Source organism: Tardiphaga sp. P4_G1, assembly GCF_056401215.1.
This window is the reverse complement of record NZ_JBFUJU010000002.1, coordinates 204,633-222,814: the sequence shown is the minus strand read 5'-3', so window position 1 is coordinate 222,814 and position 18,182 is coordinate 204,633. Positions and strand designations below refer to the sequence as shown.

The following is an 18,182-nucleotide window of genomic DNA, read 5'->3' as shown; positions in this document are numbered from 1 at the left end:
TATGCCAAGCCGGAACGTTAGTCGTGGCGGTTCAGGAGTCGTGGTACGTGATCACTCCCGAGCAGGCGATTTGGGTGCCGACAGAGATGCAACACACCGTGGGTACACTTCACGGAGCTGATTTCCGGAACCTATATGTGGAGGATAACCGTCGTTTGGCCATGCCGAAGACCTGTACCGTGTTCAAGGTTTCGTCTCTTTTGCGTGCTCTCATCGCCGAGTTGGAGGAAATCGATCAGCGAGACGAGGCTCAGGTGTACGTTGACCGAGTCAACGGACTGATTGTTGAGCAGTTGCGCCGCCTGCAACCACAGAACTTTCATCTCCCATGGCCTCGAACCCCTATGTTGCGGAAAGTCTGCGAAACGCTCCATACCAATCCGGCAGATCCTCGTGACATGGAGGACTGGGGCAGAGAGCTTGGTGCCTCACCGCGAACTCTTGCTCGTCGATTCGAGAAGGAAGTTGGAAGCAGTTTGCGAGACTGGCGCCATCGCTTGCGCTTATTTCTGGCAATGGAGTGGCTCGGTGCTGGGCGTAGCGTGACTGCTGTGGCGCTTGATCTTGGCTATGCCTCAACTTCGGCATTCACCTTCATGTTTCGTCAAGAAATGGGGTGCAGCCCGAGGGCATGGATTTCACGATGAAGTCCTTGCGTATACATCGTAGCGATTGTCAGTAGCCGGCAAGCTTGCCATTCGATCACAGCCAGCGCGGTACTCCAGAAGGACGAACACGCAGCTGCTCTCGAGCAAGAACGGGAAAATTTATGTTGGAGATAGATAGCGCGCGATTCACAGACGACCCGCGCTCGCTAATACGCACCAATCTTGATAAGCTTGAGCAGCGCATAGATCAGGCTTGCATGCGTGCTGCCCGCAGACGTTCGGATGTTCGCCTTTTGCCCGTTAGCAAAACCGTACCCGCCGCGGTTGTCCGTATCGCTTCCGAACTGGGCCTTTCCGAATTCGGCGAGAACAAGGTCCAAGAGGCGGAGGGTAAGGTTCGCGATTTGGCCGAGCTGCCGTTGAATTGGAGTATCATCGGTCACCTCCAGACAAATAAAGTGAAATCGATGGTAAAGTTCGCCAGCGAGTTTCATGCGCTGGATAGTTTGAGGCTGGCCGAAGCGCTCCAGGCAAGTCTCGGCACCGCCGGCCGGCGTCTAGACGTGTTCGTCCAGGTCAATACCTCCGGTGAGGCGAGCAAATATGGTTTGAAGCCTAACGAGGTAGAGGATTTCGCTCGTCGGCTCTCCGACTATCCAGCCCTTATCCCACGCGGGCTGATGACTCTTGCCGTCCTGAGCGGAGAGACTGACAAGGTTCGCGAATGCTTCAAGTTGCTGCGGCGACTTCGCGATTCACTCGGCGATAGAACATCGGTGCGACTTGACCTCCTCTCAATGGGAATGACAAGCGACTTCGAGATAGCAATCGAGGAAGGTGCTGACATCATAAGAGTCGGTCAGGCGATATTCGGGGCTCGGCCGACAAAGGATGGACACTATTGGCCTGGGCTTCCTCTCCGCAGCAGCGGGCTGTCCTAGTGACGCCGCGGGGCCGCAGTTCGGTACGCTCGGCGAGTTCTGTTACGTCCTTCACTGCAAAATGAAATGCTGGCGATGCAGCCCTACGAATGCCGGCAAGTCGCTGACATTCAAGCGTTACCTGATCGGCTAGTTCCACATCGATATCGGTGAGGTCCGAACCGAGGAGGCAAGCTCTGCCTTTTTGCGGCGGTGGACCGGACCGCGAAGGTCCCTTTCGCTCGTCTGGAGGACCAGCGCCAATTCGAAGATCATCTGGCCACCTTCCTCGACGGACGATAACTTCGCAAGGCGGCTCAAGACCCTGCGGCATCACACCCCACGATGCTATCAGCACGGGCCTGGGCCAACGAGTCAGGCCGCTTCCGGCTCAAATACAGTCCTTGGACGTCGTGACTGAATACCCTAGCGGAAACGACCCTGAATTGCCCCTTTGCTTCGGACCAAATCGCATTCTGGTCTAGAGGATTTCTAAGGATCGTGGCATATAACTAAGCCAAATGCCACGTATTCGCAGCACCATCGTCATTCCGTCTCTGGGGTCGCTGGACCGATCGTCTGGACGCGTTGGCCAGCAATTGGCGCGCGGTCTTCGTGATGCTATTTCGCGCGGGGACCTGAAGCCAGGCGAGCGACTGCCTTCCACGCGCACGCTCGGGCTGTCGCTGGGCTTGGCTCGTGGGACCATCATCGAGGCTTTTGAGCAGCTCAAGGCTGAAGGGTACCTCGAGTCACTGCCGCGCGCCGGCACGGCGGTAGCCCGTGCGTTGCAGGATGAGACGGTTATGCCGGATCCTGGCGTGATCTCGGTCTCAGCCGGGAAAAATTCGGCCCTCCCTGCCAAGGCAGCGGCATTCGCCGCCATTGCGCGCACGCTGGAGCCGCAGCTCGGCATACCGTTTGCGATCGCGCATCCAGCGGGGGCGGTGGCGCCGGACGAAACCTGGCGGCGCCTCGGTAATCGCATCCGTGCGACGCGTGCCGCAGCTCCGACCGGATATATCGATCCGCGGGGCCTGCGGTCACTGCGTTTGGCTATATCAGACTACGTTCGGAAGGCTCGCGCGGTAAGATGCGATCCCGAGCAGGTGATCATCACGGGTGGCACACAGCAAGGACTTTTTCTATCTGCAACGGTTCTCTCAAGTGCGGGTGATTCCGTTTGGATTGAAGATCCCGCTTATCCCGGCATATCGACGCTGCTGAGCGCTTTCGACCTAAACGTCCATCAGGTCCCCGTCGATACCAACGGAATCGCGGTGGAACAGGGCGTGGCGGAATGCCCCCATGCCCGCGTCGCTTTTGTGACTCCGTCGCACCAATATCCGATCGGTATGCCGATGAGCATGTCGCGGCGAGTGGCGCTGCTGCGTTGGGCGCAGGACCACGGCGCCTGGATCGTGGAGGACGATTACGATAGCGAACTGCGTTACTCCGGTCATCCTTTCCCGTCGCTGCAGGGCCTTGATCCCAATCGCGTTATTTATCTTGGCACCATGAGTAAGATCATGTTCTCGTCCATGCGGCTCGGTTATGCCATCGTTCCCGAACCACTGATCGAAGCGTTCGCCGGCGCACGCGCGCTCATTGACAGGCACTCGCCGACCGCCGACCAACACGTTTTGGCGGCGTTTATCAATGAGGGCCACCTCGAAGCGCATATTCGGCGTATTCGCGGCGTGTATGCGCAGCGACGCTCGGCGCTGATCGAAGCAATTCGTGACCATTTTCCTCAATGGGTTACGCTCCAGCCTAGCGACCAAGGTATGCATTTGGTACTATGGCTGCCAGACGAGATCGATGACGTGTCGTTCTCAGCGGAATGCTTGAATCAGGGAATTGTAGTCCGCGCCATATCGCCGATGTTTTCTGCGCGTCAGAAGCGCTCCGGCTTGATGCTGGGCTTCGGCGGTTTCTCGATCGCCCAACTGGAGTTCGAAGCCGTTCGCCTTGGAGCGCTATTGCATAGCCGGCGTGGCTGACGCGATGGTGCGTTTGCATACGCTGCCGTCGTGAAGCACGGCGTCTGAGAGACGCGGCTACGTTACTAGTCCGATTTGAGGAACAGCTCCCGATCTCTGCGCACATTTGTACGAAGCACGTCCATCGCAAACTTAATCAGTGGTCGGCCCTTGAGATCGTCATGAACTGATAGCCAATACGCGCGTTCGAAAAAGATCGCGTCCGTCATGATGCGTTGCAGGCGCCTGTCGCGCTTTGCGACAAATAACGGAAGGATGCCCAAAGCCGCACCGCAGGCCACCATGTTGGCCTGCGCCGCTACGCTCGTGCTCCGCATCACCGGCTTGATCTGAACGCCTGGTGCAATCTTGATGAAATCAAGTTCCTGAGTGAACAGAAGCTCCGGAATATAGCCTGTAAAAATATGAGACTGCAGGTCGGACAAGTCGTTAGGCCGATTATGGGCCTCGAAATAAGGGCTGCTGCCGTAGAGCCCAAGCTTGTAGTCGGTGAGCTTCTGTGACGTCAGTTGGCCCGATTTCGGTCGGTCCAGTGTGATTGCGATATCGACCTCGCGGGCGGCAAGAGAATAGCTACGAGGTAAAGCCACAAGTTCTATCTCTATCCCGGGACGCTCTGCGGCGAGCCGGGCCAGACATTCGGCAAGATAGGCGATGCCGAGCCCCTCGGGCGCTCCGATCCGAACAACGCCAGCCAGCTCTGCGGAAATGTCAGCAGCGCCAGCGATCTTGCGAAGGATAATCGATTCCATTTCGTTCGCCGCCTCGGCGAGCTCTCGGCCTTTCTGGGTGATAACTGTACGGCGGCCGGCACGCAGTACCAGCGGCAACCCCAGTTCGGCCTCCAGCCGCGCAATCCGCCGACTGACGGTTGAGTCGTCCATGCCGAGCGCTTTTGCGGCAGCCGTCATTTGCCGAGTGCGCGACAGCTGCAAGAAGATCTTCAGGTCGTCCCAATCCACGTTTTTCTCTGCAAATTTGCGCAATGCTTTCTCATCTATCAGCGTTGAGCGACCGAATCCATCGTGTCATCTGGAACGATCGCCAAAGGGAGATAAATGATGACAGCGCAATTGGACGGCGATTACGACTACATCGTCGTTGGTGCAGGAACGGCTGGATGCATTGTTGCCAATCGTTTGTCTGAAAATCCTGCTAATCGGGTCCTCGTTCTCGAAGCTGGGGGGCGTGACAACTGGATTTGGTTTCATATTCCCGTCGGTTATTTGTTCGCGATCGGCAATCCACGGTCCGACTGGATGTTCCGCACCGAGCCGCAGGCGGGGCTCAACGGCCGCTCGCTCGCCTATCCGCGCGGCAAGGTTATCGGTGGATCGTCAGCTATTAACGCGATGATTTCCATGCGCGGACAGGCGGAAGACTATGATCATTGGCGCCAATTAGATCTCCCCGGCTGGAGCTATGACGATGTGCTGCCGCATTTTCGCAAGCTTGAGGATCACTTTCTCGGCGAAAGTGAGCATCATGGCGTCGGCGGCGGTTGGCGAATTGAGGCTCCACGCATTTCGTGGGGTGTCCTTGATGCCGTTGCCGCGGCAGCCACCGAGATGGGAGTACCGCGCACAGCGGATTTCAACACTGGTTGCAACGAAGGCGTGGGCTATTTTCACGTCAACCAAAAGCGAGGGCTGCGCTGGTCGTCGGCGCGAGGTTTTCTAAAGCCTGCGCTTCGCCGCCCCAATCTGCGCCTGGAGACCCACGCCCAAATTGATCGTTTAATCATCAGGAACGGCCGGGTTGAGGGTGTGCGGTACGAAAAGGATGGCACACTCTTCGAAGCGCGAGCGCGCCGCGAGACGATCCTGAGCGCTGGAGCCGTGGGCTCTGTCCAAGTGCTGCATCGTTCAGGAGTTGGCCCAAGTGAATGGCTCGCACCGCTCGGCATTCCGATGGTTATCGATCGCCAAGGGGTCGGTCGCAATCTCCAGGATCATCTGCAGCAGCGAGCGATCTATCGCGTGAGCGGCACGCGCACATTGAACGAAACCTATCACTCGCTTCTCCGGCGTGGCTTCATGGGGGTCGACTACTTGCTTCGTCGCAAGGGGCCCCTGACGATGGCGCCGTCGCAACTCGGGATCTTCACGCGCTCAGATCCGGGACAGGAGAGAGCAAATATTCAGTTTCATGTTCAACCGCTTTCCCTGGATAAATTTGGCGATCCCTTGCACAGGTTTCCGGCCATCACGGTTGCTGCATGCAATCTTCGGCCGACATCGCGCGGCGTTATCCGAATTAGGTCGGCCGCCATCGGCGAAGCACCGGTCATCGCACCCGAATATCTGTCGACTGAAGAAGATCGTTTGGTCGCGGTCGATGCAATCCGCGTTACTCGGCGCTTGATGCGCCAGCGCGCCTTGTCGGCATTTAATCCTGTCGAACATCTGCCAGGGCCCTCGGTTGGCGATGATGCCAACGCGCTTGCGATGGCCGCTGGCGATATCGGGACAACAATCTTCCATCCTGTTGGCACCGCACGGATGGGACGCGTGGACGATAATCGCGCTGTGGTCGATGCCCGATTGCGCCTCATCGGACTGGACGGCCTGCGCATTGTTGACGCATCGATCATGCCGACCATTACTTCCGGCAACACAAACACGCCGACCGCGATGATCGCTACGAAGGGCGCGAGCATGATCCTAGACGACGCTCGCTGAGACGCGAGCTGCTCCATTTGGGCTTAGGAGGAAAACACCCATTCGGCTGCGCCGAATGGGCGTTAGTCTTCCTCCACAAAAGCCACTTCGCGGGTGCGCCTAAAGAACGGAAGCAATAGGGGCGCAATGAAGCAAGATCGGCGCGATCAAGTCCGGATCCTTCGCAGACATGATTGCGATGGACGGTGACCCGATCCGGGATATCTCTCCTTTAACAGATCAAGGAGCGCATCTTCCGCTGATCGTAAAGGGCGGTAAGATCATCAAGAATACCTTACCTTGACCTCCCAGTTGTCGATGATGCGCTGTCGTCCGAGCTACTTACGGAGCGACACTTAAGAGCCTGCTCAGCAAAGCGTCGGGATCAATCGAGTTGATGTCGTCCGCAATGTAGCGATGAGCGATCGCAACCTTTAGCTTGCGCAGCGGCATCGCAATGTCTTTAACATGACCAAAGCCACTTACACCGAGAAGTGTGCCATCCGTGCCGAACGATAGGAAGAGCTTAGAGCTTCCCATCTGATGGATTGTGGTCGTTGAAGCGCTGGTGGGCAAGCCGAAAACTTGCAGAGCAGATGCGTACTGGTTACTCCAAAACCACGGTACCTCGTCGAAGGTTTTGCTTTTCCCCAGCATATTGCCGGCCGCCACGCCGGATTGATCCTCGGCGTTTCTCCAATTTTCCAGCCGAATATGGTTGCCAAATAGAGCGCTGCTATACCGACATACGTCCCCGCACGCGAATATCGCCTCATCGTCCGTTTGCAGATAGCCGTTCGTGAGGATGCCATTCGAGACGCTTAGGCCCGCCGCCTCGGCAAGTTCAGTTCGCGGCGTAACGCCAACACCGAACACGACCATATCGCATTCAATCGTTTGCCCGTTGGTGAGAACGACGGCAGAGACGGAATGACGTCCATCGAGTGCGGCAACCGAAACGCCAAAGTCGATATCGACGCCGCGCGCTCTGTGTTCGGCTATGACGGCTTCCGAAATAATGGAAGGGAGAGATCGGGCCATAGCAACCGGCGCTGCCTCAAGCACGCGTACCCGGCATCCGCGCTCAATGGCGGCTGCAGCCACCTCCAGCCCAATCACGCCCGCACCGATGATCGCGACCGTCCGTCCGGGTCGCAGCAGCCCTTCTATCGCTTCTGCATCGTGCGGGGCACGAAGTGGAAACACCCCAGACAAGGTTGCACCAGGCACTACGAGAGGTCTGATCGCGGACCCCGTTGCAAACAGCAGTTTACTGTAAGAGATAGCTTTGCCACTCGCGACAGATACGGATTTCCGGGATCGATCAAGCTCGACCGCAGGATCGTTAAAAGCCAAATCGATGGAGTTTTCCGTGAACCAGGACAGCGGAAAGAACGTGCATTGCTCCGCTGTTCGCTGTCCAAGTAACACGGCCTTAGAGAGCGGCGGACGATCGTAAGGTAGATAGGATTCCTCTCCGATCAACGAGATTCGTCCGGTCCAACCCTGCTTACGCAAAGCTACTGCCGCTTTAAGTCCGCTGTGACCAGCGCCGACGATTACGAAGTTGGCATCGTTCAAAGTTATCTCCGTGTCCAGCCTTAGTTGCTGGCTTCCTTCACAACAGCGGCAGCCAGCATGGCCTCGCCGATGACGTGCTCTCCCTTATCACTTAGCGCCTGGCCAGCAGTGCGAATGTCCCGGACCTCCTTGTTCTGACTTAATTTCGATTTTCCAATGAGGCGGGTGATCTCGATCTCGATCCCAACGATCGCTTTCAACATCATGTCGAGATAATCCTTCGGCGCGTCTGTCATTTTCCAGGGCGTCGGCTGAGATGCTTCGTGCCGACGTGTGAGCCGCGCAACATTACCGCGCACGTAACGTTCATCATCGCGTATTGTTACGCGACCATAAGCGTGGGCGACCATGTAATTCCAGCTCGGTACTTGCTTGTGGAATTCGTGCTTGCTCGGATACCACTGCGGAGAAATGTAAGAATCTCCAGCGCGGAAGGTTACGAGAACTTCGTCTCCATCCGCAATGTCTTGCCAGACGGGGTTCGCGCGCGCGACATGACTGTGCAAAATGCCTAGAGCAGAGTTACTTTTGTCGAGCTCGAACGGAATGTGATTGGCATCCAGTCCGCTCTTTCCGTGGGTGATTAGCGTGCCGAGTGCATTGTTCTCGATCAGATGGAAAAGTTGCTCAGATCGGGACTCTTCAAAGTGGGGCGGGACGTACATAGCTAACCTCAAGGCTGTGCATGCAACACCCGGCGCATGCGAATTCCGGTGTTTAGATCTCGATCATCTCGAAATCGCTTTTGCCAGTGCCGCAATCGGGGCAAACCCAATCTTCAGGGACTTCGTCCCACCGCGTGCCGGGCAGGATACCATCGGCGGGCCAGCCTTCGCTCTCATTGTAGATCAGGCCGCATATAACGCAGAGCCATGATTTGTATGGCGGCTCTGCATTGCTTGGCGTGGGATCCCCTACGGGCGCTTGAATACTCACGAATAACTCCGAAGCCGGTTAGACCAATGAACCCGGTAGGGCATACTTAGCTTGAGTGCTGGCTGGTTAAAGAACCAGTTTAGAACCATCGGAGTAGACCAGATGCCGCAGGCTGCGATGCAATCGCTAGGCAATGGCGGTGACGAGCAACCGTTTCGCCAGCTCAGTGAGCTGATAGCTGCATTAGATGCCCCTGAACTCTCATCTGGTCCAATAAAGATCAAGCATTCTGGAACTACTTCAGGCGGCAAGCCGCACCGAGACTTTATCCGCCGCATGAAACTACGGGGGATATCGATGAATTTAACGAGAGCGTTGTGCGTTTTGACCGGGGTGTTACTTTGCTCGCCCTGCTGGGCGCAAGTCAAAATTGGCGTGTTGAATGATCAGTCCGGCTTATATGCAGACTATGCAGGCAAGTGGTCAGTGGAAGCTGCCAAGATGGCCATAGAGGACTTCGGGGCCAATGTTCTCGGTGGCAAAATCGACCTGGTGTCTGCAGACCATCAGAATCGCGCTGATGTAGCAACCAGCATCGCGCGCCGATGGTACGAGGTCGATGGTGTAGATATGATCACTGATCTGAACGGATCGTCGGTTGCGCTTGCGGTCCATGAACTCGCAAAACAGATGAAGAAGATCGACATCGTGGTTGGTGCGGCTACGTCCCGTTTGACCGGAGATGCGTGCCACTCCAACGGCTTCCACTGGAGTTTTGATACCCATGCACTTGCGCTTGGGACCGGCGGAGCGATGACGGAAGCGGGATCTAAGACCTGGTATTTCGTCACGGCAGATTACGCGTTCGGTCACTCTCTCGAACAGGACACCACCGAGATTATCAAGACGTTCGGAGGCAAAGTGCTGGGATCGGTGCGTCATCCGATGAACACGTCGGACTTTGCCTCCTTTCTCCTGCAAGCGCAAAGTTCTCGTGCTAGCGTGGTCGGGCTCGCCAACGCTGGACTAGACACCATAAATGCAATCAAGCAAGCATCAGAGTTCGGGGTCGTGCAAGGGGGGCAGAAGCTCGCAGGCTTATTGTTCACGCTTGCCGAGGTGCACGGGTTAGGCTTGAAGGCAGCGCAGGGATTGGTTCTGACGGAATCCTATTATTGGGATAGGGATGACCGGTCGAGGCGGTTTGGAGAACGTTTCTTCAAACGCATGGGCCGCATGCCGAGCATGGTGCATGCTGGCGTATATTCCGCGACCTTACAATACTTGAAGGCTGTGCAAGCCGCGGGAACGAAGGATCCTGAAAAGGTCTCGCAAAAGCTGAAAGAAATGTCCGTCGATGATGACGTCTATTCCGGAGGGAAAATGCTAGCCAACGGACGGATGGTGCATGATCTGTACTTGTTTGAAGTCAAAAGTCCCGAAGAATCCAAACGGCCGTTTGACTACTATAAATTGCTTGCGACCGTGCCCGGTGCAAAAGCTTATCCGACGGCTGCACAAAGCGGGTGTCCCTACACGCGATGATAAGAGTTACCCACGAGATATTGAAGAGAGATTACTTGGTAGGCCCTTAGCGGAGTCCTAACCATGCATAATGAATGCATTTCGGTCAGAGAACGGGACGCCAATTCTCGCCATGGGCGCCGGCGCCGCCAATTGCTGTCGGGTGGCTTGCTTATAAAGAGCAGGCCGCCCGGCGCGACACGAACAAAAGGTTCAGCCGATGGTCGCTTTGAAGCAGATGGCGGAAGCGCGGTCGGTCTCTCTTCAGATTTAGCGAGATCATTCGCCAGGTCACTGTCCGATCATGAGGTAGAATATTACTCGAGTCCCTGATCGGGAAGGAAGCGTTCCTCACTGTATTTGGCCTATTGTTTGCTTCAGGATTGTTCCGGATCATTAGGCCAGTATTTCGAATGGCACGACGACGCAGCATCATTTCAATCCCCTCGCTCGGTTCGCTGGACAAAACAGCGGGCCGAGTGGGACAACAGCTCACGCAAGCACTTCGTGAAGCTATTTCAAAAGGGGAGTTGAAACCCGGCGAGCGTTTGCCGTCGACACGGGCGCTGGCAACGTCACTACATCTCGCGCGAGGCACCGTCATCGAGGCGTTTCATCAATTGCATGCAGAGGGTTATCTGGAAGCCCGGGCAAGAGGCGGCACAGTTGTCGCAAACGTCAATGTCCCGAGTGAGTTCGTCGGCCAGATGCAATCTCCGACGGAATCTTCGCTGATCGGTCCCGGATTGCCCGCAAACGTAGCGCGCCTCGCAGAGGTAGCGCGAACTCTTCGTCCGCAAGGGGGGGCGCCCTTCGCCATTGCCCATCCCGCAGGCGCAGTTGCGCCCAACGACAAATGGAGACGTCTCGGAAATTGCGTGCGCGCCATGCGCGTTGCTGCACCTTCGGGGTACATCGATTCTCAAGGGTTGTTTGAGTTGAGGGTCGCTATAGCCGACTACGTTCGCAAGGCACGCGCTGTCAAATGCGATCCCGGCCAGGTCGTGATCACTGCAGGCACACAACAGGGATTGTTTCTGGCCGCGACCGTGCTTCTCTCGCCAGGCGACGCGGTCTGGGCCGAGGATCCAGCGTACCCAGGAATAATAGCGGTGCTCGGTGATTTCGATGTGAACACACATCGAATTCAGGTCGACGCGCAGGGAATTGACGTTCAGGAAGGGCTCAGTCGTTGTCCTGGTGCACGCGTCGCTTTCGTCACTCCTTCGCATCAATACCCGCTGGGAATGCCAATGAGTATGGCGCGTCGCACTGCGTTGCTTTCATGGGCGCGACAGAACAACGCCTGGATCGTCGAAGACGATTACGACAGCGAGCTCCGATATGCCGGCCATCCTTTTCCATCTCTTCAAGGATTGGATCCGGCCCGTGTCGTCTACATCGGGACGATGAGCAAAGTTCTATTTTCTTCGATGCGCTTAGGGTATGCCATCGTTCCGACGTCACTCGTCGATGCGTTCGCAGGCGCAAGAGCTCTGATCGATCGTCATTCTCCTGCAGCCGATCAGTATGTACTTGCGCAGTATATGCGTGAGGGCCACTTCGAGGCGCATATCCGCCGCATACGGAGCGCTTATGCCGAACGACGCACTGCCCTGATTACCGCAATAGAGGAAGAGCTATCGGCTTGGATCACTCTTCAATCCAGCGATCAAGGGATGCATCTTGTTCTCTGGCTGCCACCCGGGTTTGACGACGTTGAGCTCTCTGACCGAGCCGAGAAAAACGGCTTGGTCGTTCGGCCGATCTCACCAATGTATCACGACACTCCACCGCGCTGCGGCTTGATGCTCGGCTTCGGAGGATTCTCGGTTCCGGAACTGAGGGCCGCGGTGATCCGACTACGTGCTCTCCTCGAAACTACCGTCGGCGCGGTGCGGGGTTCTGAGCTGTCGAAACCGACGAGCCTGGAAGCGGCGAGGTAGGATGGCTCAAGCAGACCAATTCTTACCTCGCATCGATTTCCGTCATCGGAGCGGCGGTTTGCAAAACGATGGGTAACACGGGGGCAAATGTGCCCCCGTCCCTTTAGTAGAGTTGGGCCTGAGTACGTTTTGCTTTCGAAGCTCCGGAACAGGGCGAGCAGGAGATTACGGCAGATCCGGCGGAGCCAAGCAGGAAACCAGCTCCCATTTGCAGGCGTACCCGTCACGGAATGTCAAAAATTCCAACGCTCGAGAGCGCCGCATCTCACCGTTCGAGGCTGTGCCGGACCATCTGATATCCAGATCCACCGCCAGCATGTTCTCGGAGGCCATCCGGACCGTCTTCTTGAGACGGTAAGATGTGAACTCCGAAAAGCGCTTCTCCAGCATCCTTTCCATTTCCGCACGAGAGCGGAGAATCGGCATATCGCCGTAATGCGTCTCGCAATCGCTCGTAGCGAAACTCGCCATCGCAGCGATGTCCCGCGGATCCGCATTCCAAAGTTCGACGAGTACATTTAGCCATTTCTGGCCTTCTTCGACGGTTACTTTGGTAAGCGGCGGATGCTTGAGTGAAGTCGTCATTGTGTACTTCCTCCACGTTAGGGTGGGGGAGATCGCGAACCGGTTTGCGCCGTGGTGCGCTGTTCTCCCCGGGTCTGCAACAAACCCTGTGCGACATCTCAGGTTAGGTTGCGGCGTGTACAGAGCCAGATTGGTGACTTTCAATAGAACCAAGTGATTGAACGTCGACGGCGGCGAACTGCTGGATTTGCAGGCAGGCGCTGGGTCGAAAGGATGCACTGGACCAGTTTGAAATCTTGTCGATTGGATTCTGCGTGAAACTGGACCTTGTTGGCGCAACGTGAGAGGGCCAGGAATTTGACATGACAGACCGGTGACGCAGCCGCTGTTGGCGGCACGACCATTACAGCATGTTTCATGCGGTATGGAGTCACATGGCAAGTGTTGTGATCAAAAGACAATAGGCAAAAGCGGGGTGCACGTGAGGCCAAGGGGATTAGTTAGCGTTTGTCATCGCAGAGGGCGCTTCGTGCGTTCCTACCGCCCTCTCAGCGGTGTGCCCGAGAAATGACGCAGGCACAGCTTGAGCGGGGGGCATCGTCCTTGCTCGCAGTTCGCGATGTCAGCGTCGCGTTCGGCGGCATCATCGCACTCAACGGCGTTTCCTTTGCCATGCACAAGGGCCAAATCCTCGGCTTGATCGGCCCCAACGGCGCCGGCAAGACGACGCTCTTCAACTGCCTGTCCCGGCTATATCAGCCGTCGTCGGGTGACATCCTGATGGAAGGCGTGAGCATCCTGTCGCGCCCGCCGCACCGAATCGCCGAAATAGGTATCGGCCGCACCTTCCAGAACGTGGCGCTGTTTCCGAACCTCTCGGTGATGGACAACGTCCGTGTCGGCGCCCATTCGAAGACCTCCAGCGACATCATTAGTGACTCCCTGAGGCTCGCCTGGGTCCGACGCAGCGAAACCAGCGTCAATGACAAGGTGCACGAGATCCTAGCCTATCTTGAGCTCGAGGATGTTGCCCACACTGTCGTGTCCGGTCTGCCCTTTGGGACGCAGAAGCGTGTCGAGCTGGCGCGCGCGCTGGCGGCCGATCCGAAGATCCTGCTGCTCGACGAGCCCGCGGGCGGGCTCAATCACGAGGAAGTCTACATTCTGGGCGACCTCATCCGCCGCATCCGTGATGAGCGCCACATGACCGTGCTGCTGGTCGAGCACCACATGGGCCTCGTGATGTCGATCGCCGACCACGTCGTCGCGTTGAATTTCGGGAAGAAGCTTGCGGAAGGCACGCCCGCGCAGGTGCAGGCGGATCCCGACGTCATCAAGGCCTATCTCGGGAGCAAGGACCAATGAGGACGCTGCTCAACGTCCAAGACCTGCGCGCCTATTACGGCCAAGTCCAGGCGCTCCACGGCCTGTCCTTCTCGCTCAACGAGGGCTCGCTCACGACTCTGCTCGGAGCCAACGGCGCCGGGAAGACCACAACCCTGCGTGCGATCTGCAACATGGTGCGCTCGACTGGAGGTATAGAGTTCGACGGTAAGCCGCTTAACGACCGCTCCACTGAGAGCATCGTGCGGCTGGGTATCGCCCATGTGCCGCAGGGCCGCGGCACCTTCACCACCATGACGGTGGAGGAGAACCTTCAACTCGGCGCGATCACCCGCAAGGACGGTGCCGGCATTATCTCCGACATCGAGCGCATGTATGCACATTTCCCGGTGCTTAAGCAGCGCCACACCCAGCAGGCCGGCACGCTCTCCGGCGGTGAGCAGCAGATGCTTGCAGTGGCGCGCGCCCTGATGCTGCGACCGCGCCTGATGCTGCTGGACGAGCCATCCTTCGGCCTCGCCCCGCTGATCGTGCGTGACCTGTTCGGCATCCTCGGCAAGATCAACCGTGAGGACAAGGTATCGATCCTGGTGGTCGAGCAAAACGCGCAGCTTGCGCTCGAGCTTGCTGACCAGGCCTATGTGGTTGAGACCGGACGCATCGTGATGTCAGGCAATGCCGAGGACATCGCGAACAACGAAGAAATCCGCAAATCCTATCTGGGTTACTGAGGAGCCGGTACGATGGAGCTGTTCACCAATCAAGTGCTGGCTGGCATCGCCACGGGCGCGATCTACGCGTGCATGGCGCTCGCGGTGGTCATGATCTACCAGGCGATCGACCATCTCAACTTCGCGCAGGGCGAGATGGCGATGTTCTCGACCTTCATCTCCTGGCAGCTCATGCAGTGGGGCCTCTCTTACTGGGCGGCTTTTACCATCACGCTGGCCTTCTCCTTCGTCGCCGCCATCGCGATTGAGCGGGTTCTGTTCAAGCCTCTCGTGAAAGCGCCGGTACTGACCAACGTCGCTGGCTTCATCGCACTGTTCGCGATCATCAATTCCGCGGCCGGCCTGATTTGGGACTTCACCATCAAGCAGTATCCGACGCCGTTCGGCTCTTCGCCGTTTTTGGGCAGCCAGCTAATCTCGACCCACCAGGCCAGCATGATTGGTGTCACGGTGCTGCTGCTGATCGGCCTCTACTTCTTCTTCCAGTACACGCGTATCGGTCTCGCGATGCGCGCGGCCGCATCCATGCCTGAATCTGCTCGGTTGGTCGGCATCAACACCTCGTGGATGATCGCGCTGGGCTGGGGCATGGCCTCGTCGATCGGCTCCATCGCGGGCATGCTGATCGGCCCCGTCGTATTTCTCGAGCCCAACATGATGGGCGGCGTCCTGATCTACGGCTTCGCCGCGGCGGTGCTCGGCGGCCTGGCTAGTCCGTTGGGTGCCGTCGTCGGCGGTTTTCTCGTCGGCGTATTCGAAAATCTCGCCGGAACTTACATTCCCGGCATCGGTAACGAGTTGAAGCTCCCGATCGCCCTCGCGCTGATCATTTCCGTCCTGGTCGTCAAACCCGCTGGTCTGTTCGGCCGGCACATCGTCAAGCGAGTCTGATTATGAGCACAGCAGTTGAAGTCCTCGCACAAGGCCGGGTAGCGGTCGAGGCGTTGCCGAAGCGAGCCATGACGCTGAGCACCGGCACCTCGCTGGTGGTGCTGGCTACGCTGCTGATCGCACCCGTCTTCGTCAAGAACTTCTTCATCTTCCAGATGACGATGCTCCTAATCTACGGGCTTGCGGTGCTGGCACTGAACATCCTAACCGGCGGTTCAGGTCAGTTCTCGCTGGGCCAAAGTGCCTTCTACGCAGTGGGCGCCTACACGACGGCAGTGCTGATGGAGCACTTCAACGTCAATTACGCGCTGACGCTACCGATTGCCGGCGTAGTCTGTTTCGGATTTGGCTTCGTATTCGGTCAGCCGGCGCTGCGGCTCTCCGGCGTGTATCTGGCGCTCGCGACATTTGCGCTCGCGACCGCCATGCCGCAGCTGTTGAAGCTGAATTTCCTTGAGCATTGGACCGGCGGGGTGCAAGGCCTCGTCGTTACCAAGCCGGATGCGCCGTTCGGCCTGCCGATGTCGCAGGACATGTGGCTGTACTACTTCACGTTCGCCATTGTCATTGCGATCTATCTCCTATCGGCGAACCTGTTGCGGTCGCGCTCGGGCCGCGCGTTCATGGCGATCCGTGACAACGAAATCGCGGCCTCCTCGATGGGCGTTAACGTCGCGCTCTACAAGACGCTGGCATTCGGCGTCTCTGCGGCGATCACCGGCATTGCCGGCTCGCTCGGCGCCATCGCGGTGCAGTTCGTCGCGCCCGACAGCTACACCGTCACGCTGGCGATCTCGCTGTTCCTCGGCATGGTCGTCGGCGGCGTCGGCTGGCTGCCCGGCTCGTTTATTGGCGCGGCCTTCATCATCTTCGTGCCGAACATGGCCGAGAGCATCTCGAAGGGGCTCTCCGGCGCCGTCTTCGGCGTGCTCCTGTTCCTCGTCATTTACCTCGTGCCGCATGGCGCAAGACAAGTCGCGATCGTCAGCCAACGCATGATCCATGGAGCTGAGAAATGACGGGAGAAAACAACTGGCTTAGACAGAGTACCAGCGATCGATTGCAAAATTTGGAGCTTCTTGGCTCTCGTTGGAGAGCCCAGAAGGCACCCCTAATAGACAAGAATTAGACATAACAACCAGAGGAGAAAAGGCATGACTTCTTTCGATTGGAGATGGGTAAATCTTTCGATTGCCCTCCTGCTCAGCGTTGCTACGTCGATCCCGACGCAGGCACAGACCATATACGATCCTGGCGCAACAGACACGGAGATCAGGATTGGCAACATCATGCCGTATAGTGGTCCGGCTTCGGCCTATGGCACGATAGGCAAGGCAGAAGCCGCTTATTTCAAGAAGATCAATGCCTCGGGCGGCATTAACGGTCGCAAGATCAACTTCATTAGCTACGATGATGCTTACAGTCCACCTAAGACGGTGGAGCAGGCACGCAAGCTCGTCGAAAGCGATGAAGTTCTCTTTATATACAGTGCGCTGGGCACTCCACCGAACTCGGCGATTCACAAATATATGAACTCGAAGAAGGTGCCACAGCTTTTCGTCGCGACCGGCGCCACGAAGTGGGCCGATGCGAAGAACTTCCCCTGGACGATGGGCTGGCAACCTAACTATCAGAGCGAATCTCGCATCTACGCCAAATATCTCCTCAAGGAGAAACCCAACGGCAAAATCGCCGTGCTTTATCAAAATGATGATTACGGCAAGGACTATCTCAAGGGCTTGAAAGATGGGTTGGGCGCCTTGGCGGCGTCGATGATCATTGCGGAGGAAAGCTACGAGACCAGTGAACCTTCGATCGACAACCACCTGGTTAAGCTGAAGTCTACCGGTGCTGATGTGCTTATCAACATTGCGACACCAAAATTCGCGGCACAGGCGATCAAAAAAGTCGGTGAGATCGGCTGGAAGCCCCTACACATTCTCAACAATGTGTCGATCTCTGTGGGAAGCGTCATGAAGCCAGCCGGCTTCGACAATTCGCAGAATGTCGTCTCCGCGGCCTATCTCAAGGATGTATCAGACCCGCAGTGGAAGGAAGATGCTGGCATGAAAGAGTTTCTGGATTTCATGGCCAAGGATTTCCCCGACGGCGACAAACTCGACTATTACACTTTGTACGGCTATGGAATCGCGCAAACACTGGTGCAGGTGCTCAAGCAATGCGGCAACGACCTAACCCGTGCCAACGTCATGAAGCAGGCTGCCAACCTAAAGAATTATCGCACGGAGGTGCTGCTGCCCGGCATCACGATCGACACTTCGTCAACCGATTTCGTCCCCATTAGCCAACTGCAGTTGATGCAGTTTAAAGGCGAGCGGTGGGAGTTATTCGGCGATATTATCTCAGGCGATATCGGCGGCTAATCTTAATCCAGATCTCGTCGTCCCCCGCAGTGCGGTCTGCGGGGGAATATGGTTGCACTGTCCTTGTTCCGCGGCTGCTCACGTTCGCCGCGTCCGAGTCCCTCAAAGCAATGTCGACCGTCGGGTCACGCTAGTTCATCAAGAGAGGGTCAATGAAAAGTATCAGAGCAGGGCGGACTAGAATTCGCA

Annotated in this window: 16 protein-coding genes; 11 read left to right on the top strand and 5 right to left on the bottom strand. The window is 57.2% G+C overall.

Annotated features, from left to right (window positions below; all coding sequences use genetic code 11):
• The first annotated feature begins 47 nt into the window (after positions 1 to 47).
• The 3 genes from AC1DUY_RS05155 to pdxR (AC1DUY_RS05145) all read left to right on the top strand — a co-directional run bounded on the left by AC1DUY_RS05155 (position 48) and on the right by pdxR (AC1DUY_RS05145) (position 3,531).
• A complete protein-coding gene (locus AC1DUY_RS05155; RefSeq protein WP_478112756.1) occupies positions 48 to 647 on the top strand; it encodes an AraC family transcriptional regulator in 600 nt (199 codons plus the stop codon).
• 122 nt (positions 648 to 769) lie between these two features.
• The gene (locus AC1DUY_RS05150; RefSeq protein WP_478112754.1) at positions 770 to 1,549 is read left to right on the top strand and encodes a YggS family pyridoxal phosphate-dependent enzyme; all 780 of its coding nucleotides are present in this window, start codon (positions 770 to 772) and stop codon (positions 1,547 to 1,549) included.
• Positions 1,550 to 2,049: 500 nt separating this feature from the next.
• Entirely contained in the window at positions 2,050 to 3,531 is a 1,482-nt protein-coding gene (pdxR, locus tag AC1DUY_RS05145; RefSeq protein WP_478112752.1) for a MocR-like pyridoxine biosynthesis transcription factor PdxR, read from the top strand.
• Between the two features lie 65 nt (positions 3,532 to 3,596).
• On the opposite strand, the gene AC1DUY_RS05140 is transcribed toward pdxR (AC1DUY_RS05145), so the two are convergent.
• Positions 3,597 to 4,517 (bottom strand): LysR family transcriptional regulator, encoded by a 921-nt coding sequence (locus AC1DUY_RS05140; protein WP_478112750.1) that lies wholly within the window; start codon positions 4,515 to 4,517, stop codon positions 3,597 to 3,599.
• A gap of 75 nt (positions 4,518 to 4,592) precedes the next feature.
• On the opposite strand from AC1DUY_RS05140, the gene AC1DUY_RS05135 reads away from it, so the two are divergent.
• Positions 4,593 to 6,212 (top strand): GMC family oxidoreductase, encoded by a 1,620-nt coding sequence (locus AC1DUY_RS05135; protein WP_478112748.1) that lies wholly within the window; start codon positions 4,593 to 4,595, stop codon positions 6,210 to 6,212.
• A gap of 321 nt (positions 6,213 to 6,533) precedes the next feature.
• Here the strand turns inward: AC1DUY_RS05135 and AC1DUY_RS05130 are convergent, their stop codons facing one another.
• The 3 genes from AC1DUY_RS05130 to AC1DUY_RS05120 are packed head-to-tail and all read right to left on the bottom strand — an operon-like array spanning position 6,534 to position 8,708.
• Positions 6,534 to 7,772 carry an NAD(P)/FAD-dependent oxidoreductase gene (locus AC1DUY_RS05130; RefSeq protein WP_478112746.1) on the bottom strand — a complete coding sequence of 413 codons (1,239 nt, stop codon included), beginning with the start codon at positions 7,770 to 7,772 and terminating at the stop codon, positions 6,534 to 6,536.
• A gap of 20 nt (positions 7,773 to 7,792) precedes the next feature.
• On the bottom strand, positions 7,793 to 8,437 hold the full coding sequence (locus tag AC1DUY_RS05125; protein ID WP_478112744.1) for an FMN-binding negative transcriptional regulator: 645 nt from the start codon (positions 8,435 to 8,437) through the stop codon (positions 7,793 to 7,795).
• A 52-nt stretch (positions 8,438 to 8,489) separates the two neighbouring features.
• Positions 8,490 to 8,708, bottom strand: a complete 219-nt coding sequence (locus tag AC1DUY_RS05120; protein WP_477721066.1) for a rubredoxin — start codon at positions 8,706 to 8,708, stop codon at positions 8,490 to 8,492.
• 297 nt (positions 8,709 to 9,005) lie between these two features.
• Here AC1DUY_RS05120 and AC1DUY_RS05115 point away from each other — a divergent pair, with 297 nt between their 5' ends.
• Together AC1DUY_RS05115 and pdxR (AC1DUY_RS05110) are read left to right on the top strand one after the other, a co-directional pair.
• Positions 9,006 to 10,193 (top strand): ABC transporter substrate-binding protein, encoded by a 1,188-nt coding sequence (locus tag AC1DUY_RS05115; protein WP_478113367.1) that lies wholly within the window; start codon positions 9,006 to 9,008, stop codon positions 10,191 to 10,193.
• Positions 10,194 to 10,585: 392 nt separating this feature from the next.
• Positions 10,586 to 12,118: a MocR-like pyridoxine biosynthesis transcription factor PdxR gene (pdxR, locus tag AC1DUY_RS05110; RefSeq protein WP_478112741.1), complete on the top strand. Its 1,533-nt coding sequence runs from the start codon at positions 10,586 to 10,588 to the stop codon at positions 12,116 to 12,118.
• Positions 12,119 to 12,283: 165 nt separating this feature from the next.
• Here the strand turns inward: pdxR (AC1DUY_RS05110) and AC1DUY_RS05105 are convergent, their stop codons facing one another.
• The gene (locus AC1DUY_RS05105; RefSeq protein WP_478112739.1) at positions 12,284 to 12,703 is read right to left on the bottom strand and encodes a DUF1348 family protein; all 420 of its coding nucleotides are present in this window, start codon (positions 12,701 to 12,703) and stop codon (positions 12,284 to 12,286) included.
• A 507-nt stretch (positions 12,704 to 13,210) separates the two neighbouring features.
• Here AC1DUY_RS05105 and AC1DUY_RS05100 point away from each other — a divergent pair.
• The 5 genes from AC1DUY_RS05100 (at position 13,211) to AC1DUY_RS05080 (ending at position 17,993) form a co-directional block, all read left to right on the top strand.
• The gene (locus tag AC1DUY_RS05100) at positions 13,211 to 14,008 is read left to right on the top strand and encodes an ABC transporter ATP-binding protein (RefSeq protein ID WP_478112737.1); all 798 of its coding nucleotides are present in this window, start codon (positions 13,211 to 13,213) and stop codon (positions 14,006 to 14,008) included.
• Positions 14,005 to 14,718, top strand: coding sequence for an ABC transporter ATP-binding protein (locus AC1DUY_RS05095; RefSeq protein WP_478112735.1), 714 nt, complete (start codon positions 14,005 to 14,007; stop codon positions 14,716 to 14,718). The genes AC1DUY_RS05100 and AC1DUY_RS05095 overlap by 4 nt, the downstream gene beginning before the upstream one ends.
• A 12-nt stretch (positions 14,719 to 14,730) precedes the next feature.
• Positions 14,731 to 15,609, top strand: a complete 879-nt coding sequence (locus AC1DUY_RS05090; RefSeq protein WP_478112733.1) for a branched-chain amino acid ABC transporter permease — start codon at positions 14,731 to 14,733, stop codon at positions 15,607 to 15,609.
• 2 nt (positions 15,610 to 15,611) lie between these two features.
• Entirely contained in the window at positions 15,612 to 16,628 is a 1,017-nt protein-coding gene (locus tag AC1DUY_RS05085; protein WP_478112731.1) for a branched-chain amino acid ABC transporter permease, read from the top strand.
• A gap of 135 nt (positions 16,629 to 16,763) precedes the next feature.
• The gene (locus AC1DUY_RS05080) at positions 16,764 to 17,993 is read left to right on the top strand and encodes an ABC transporter substrate-binding protein (RefSeq protein WP_478112729.1); all 1,230 of its coding nucleotides are present in this window, start codon (positions 16,764 to 16,766) and stop codon (positions 17,991 to 17,993) included.
• Positions 17,994 to 18,182: the final 189 nt, after the last annotated feature.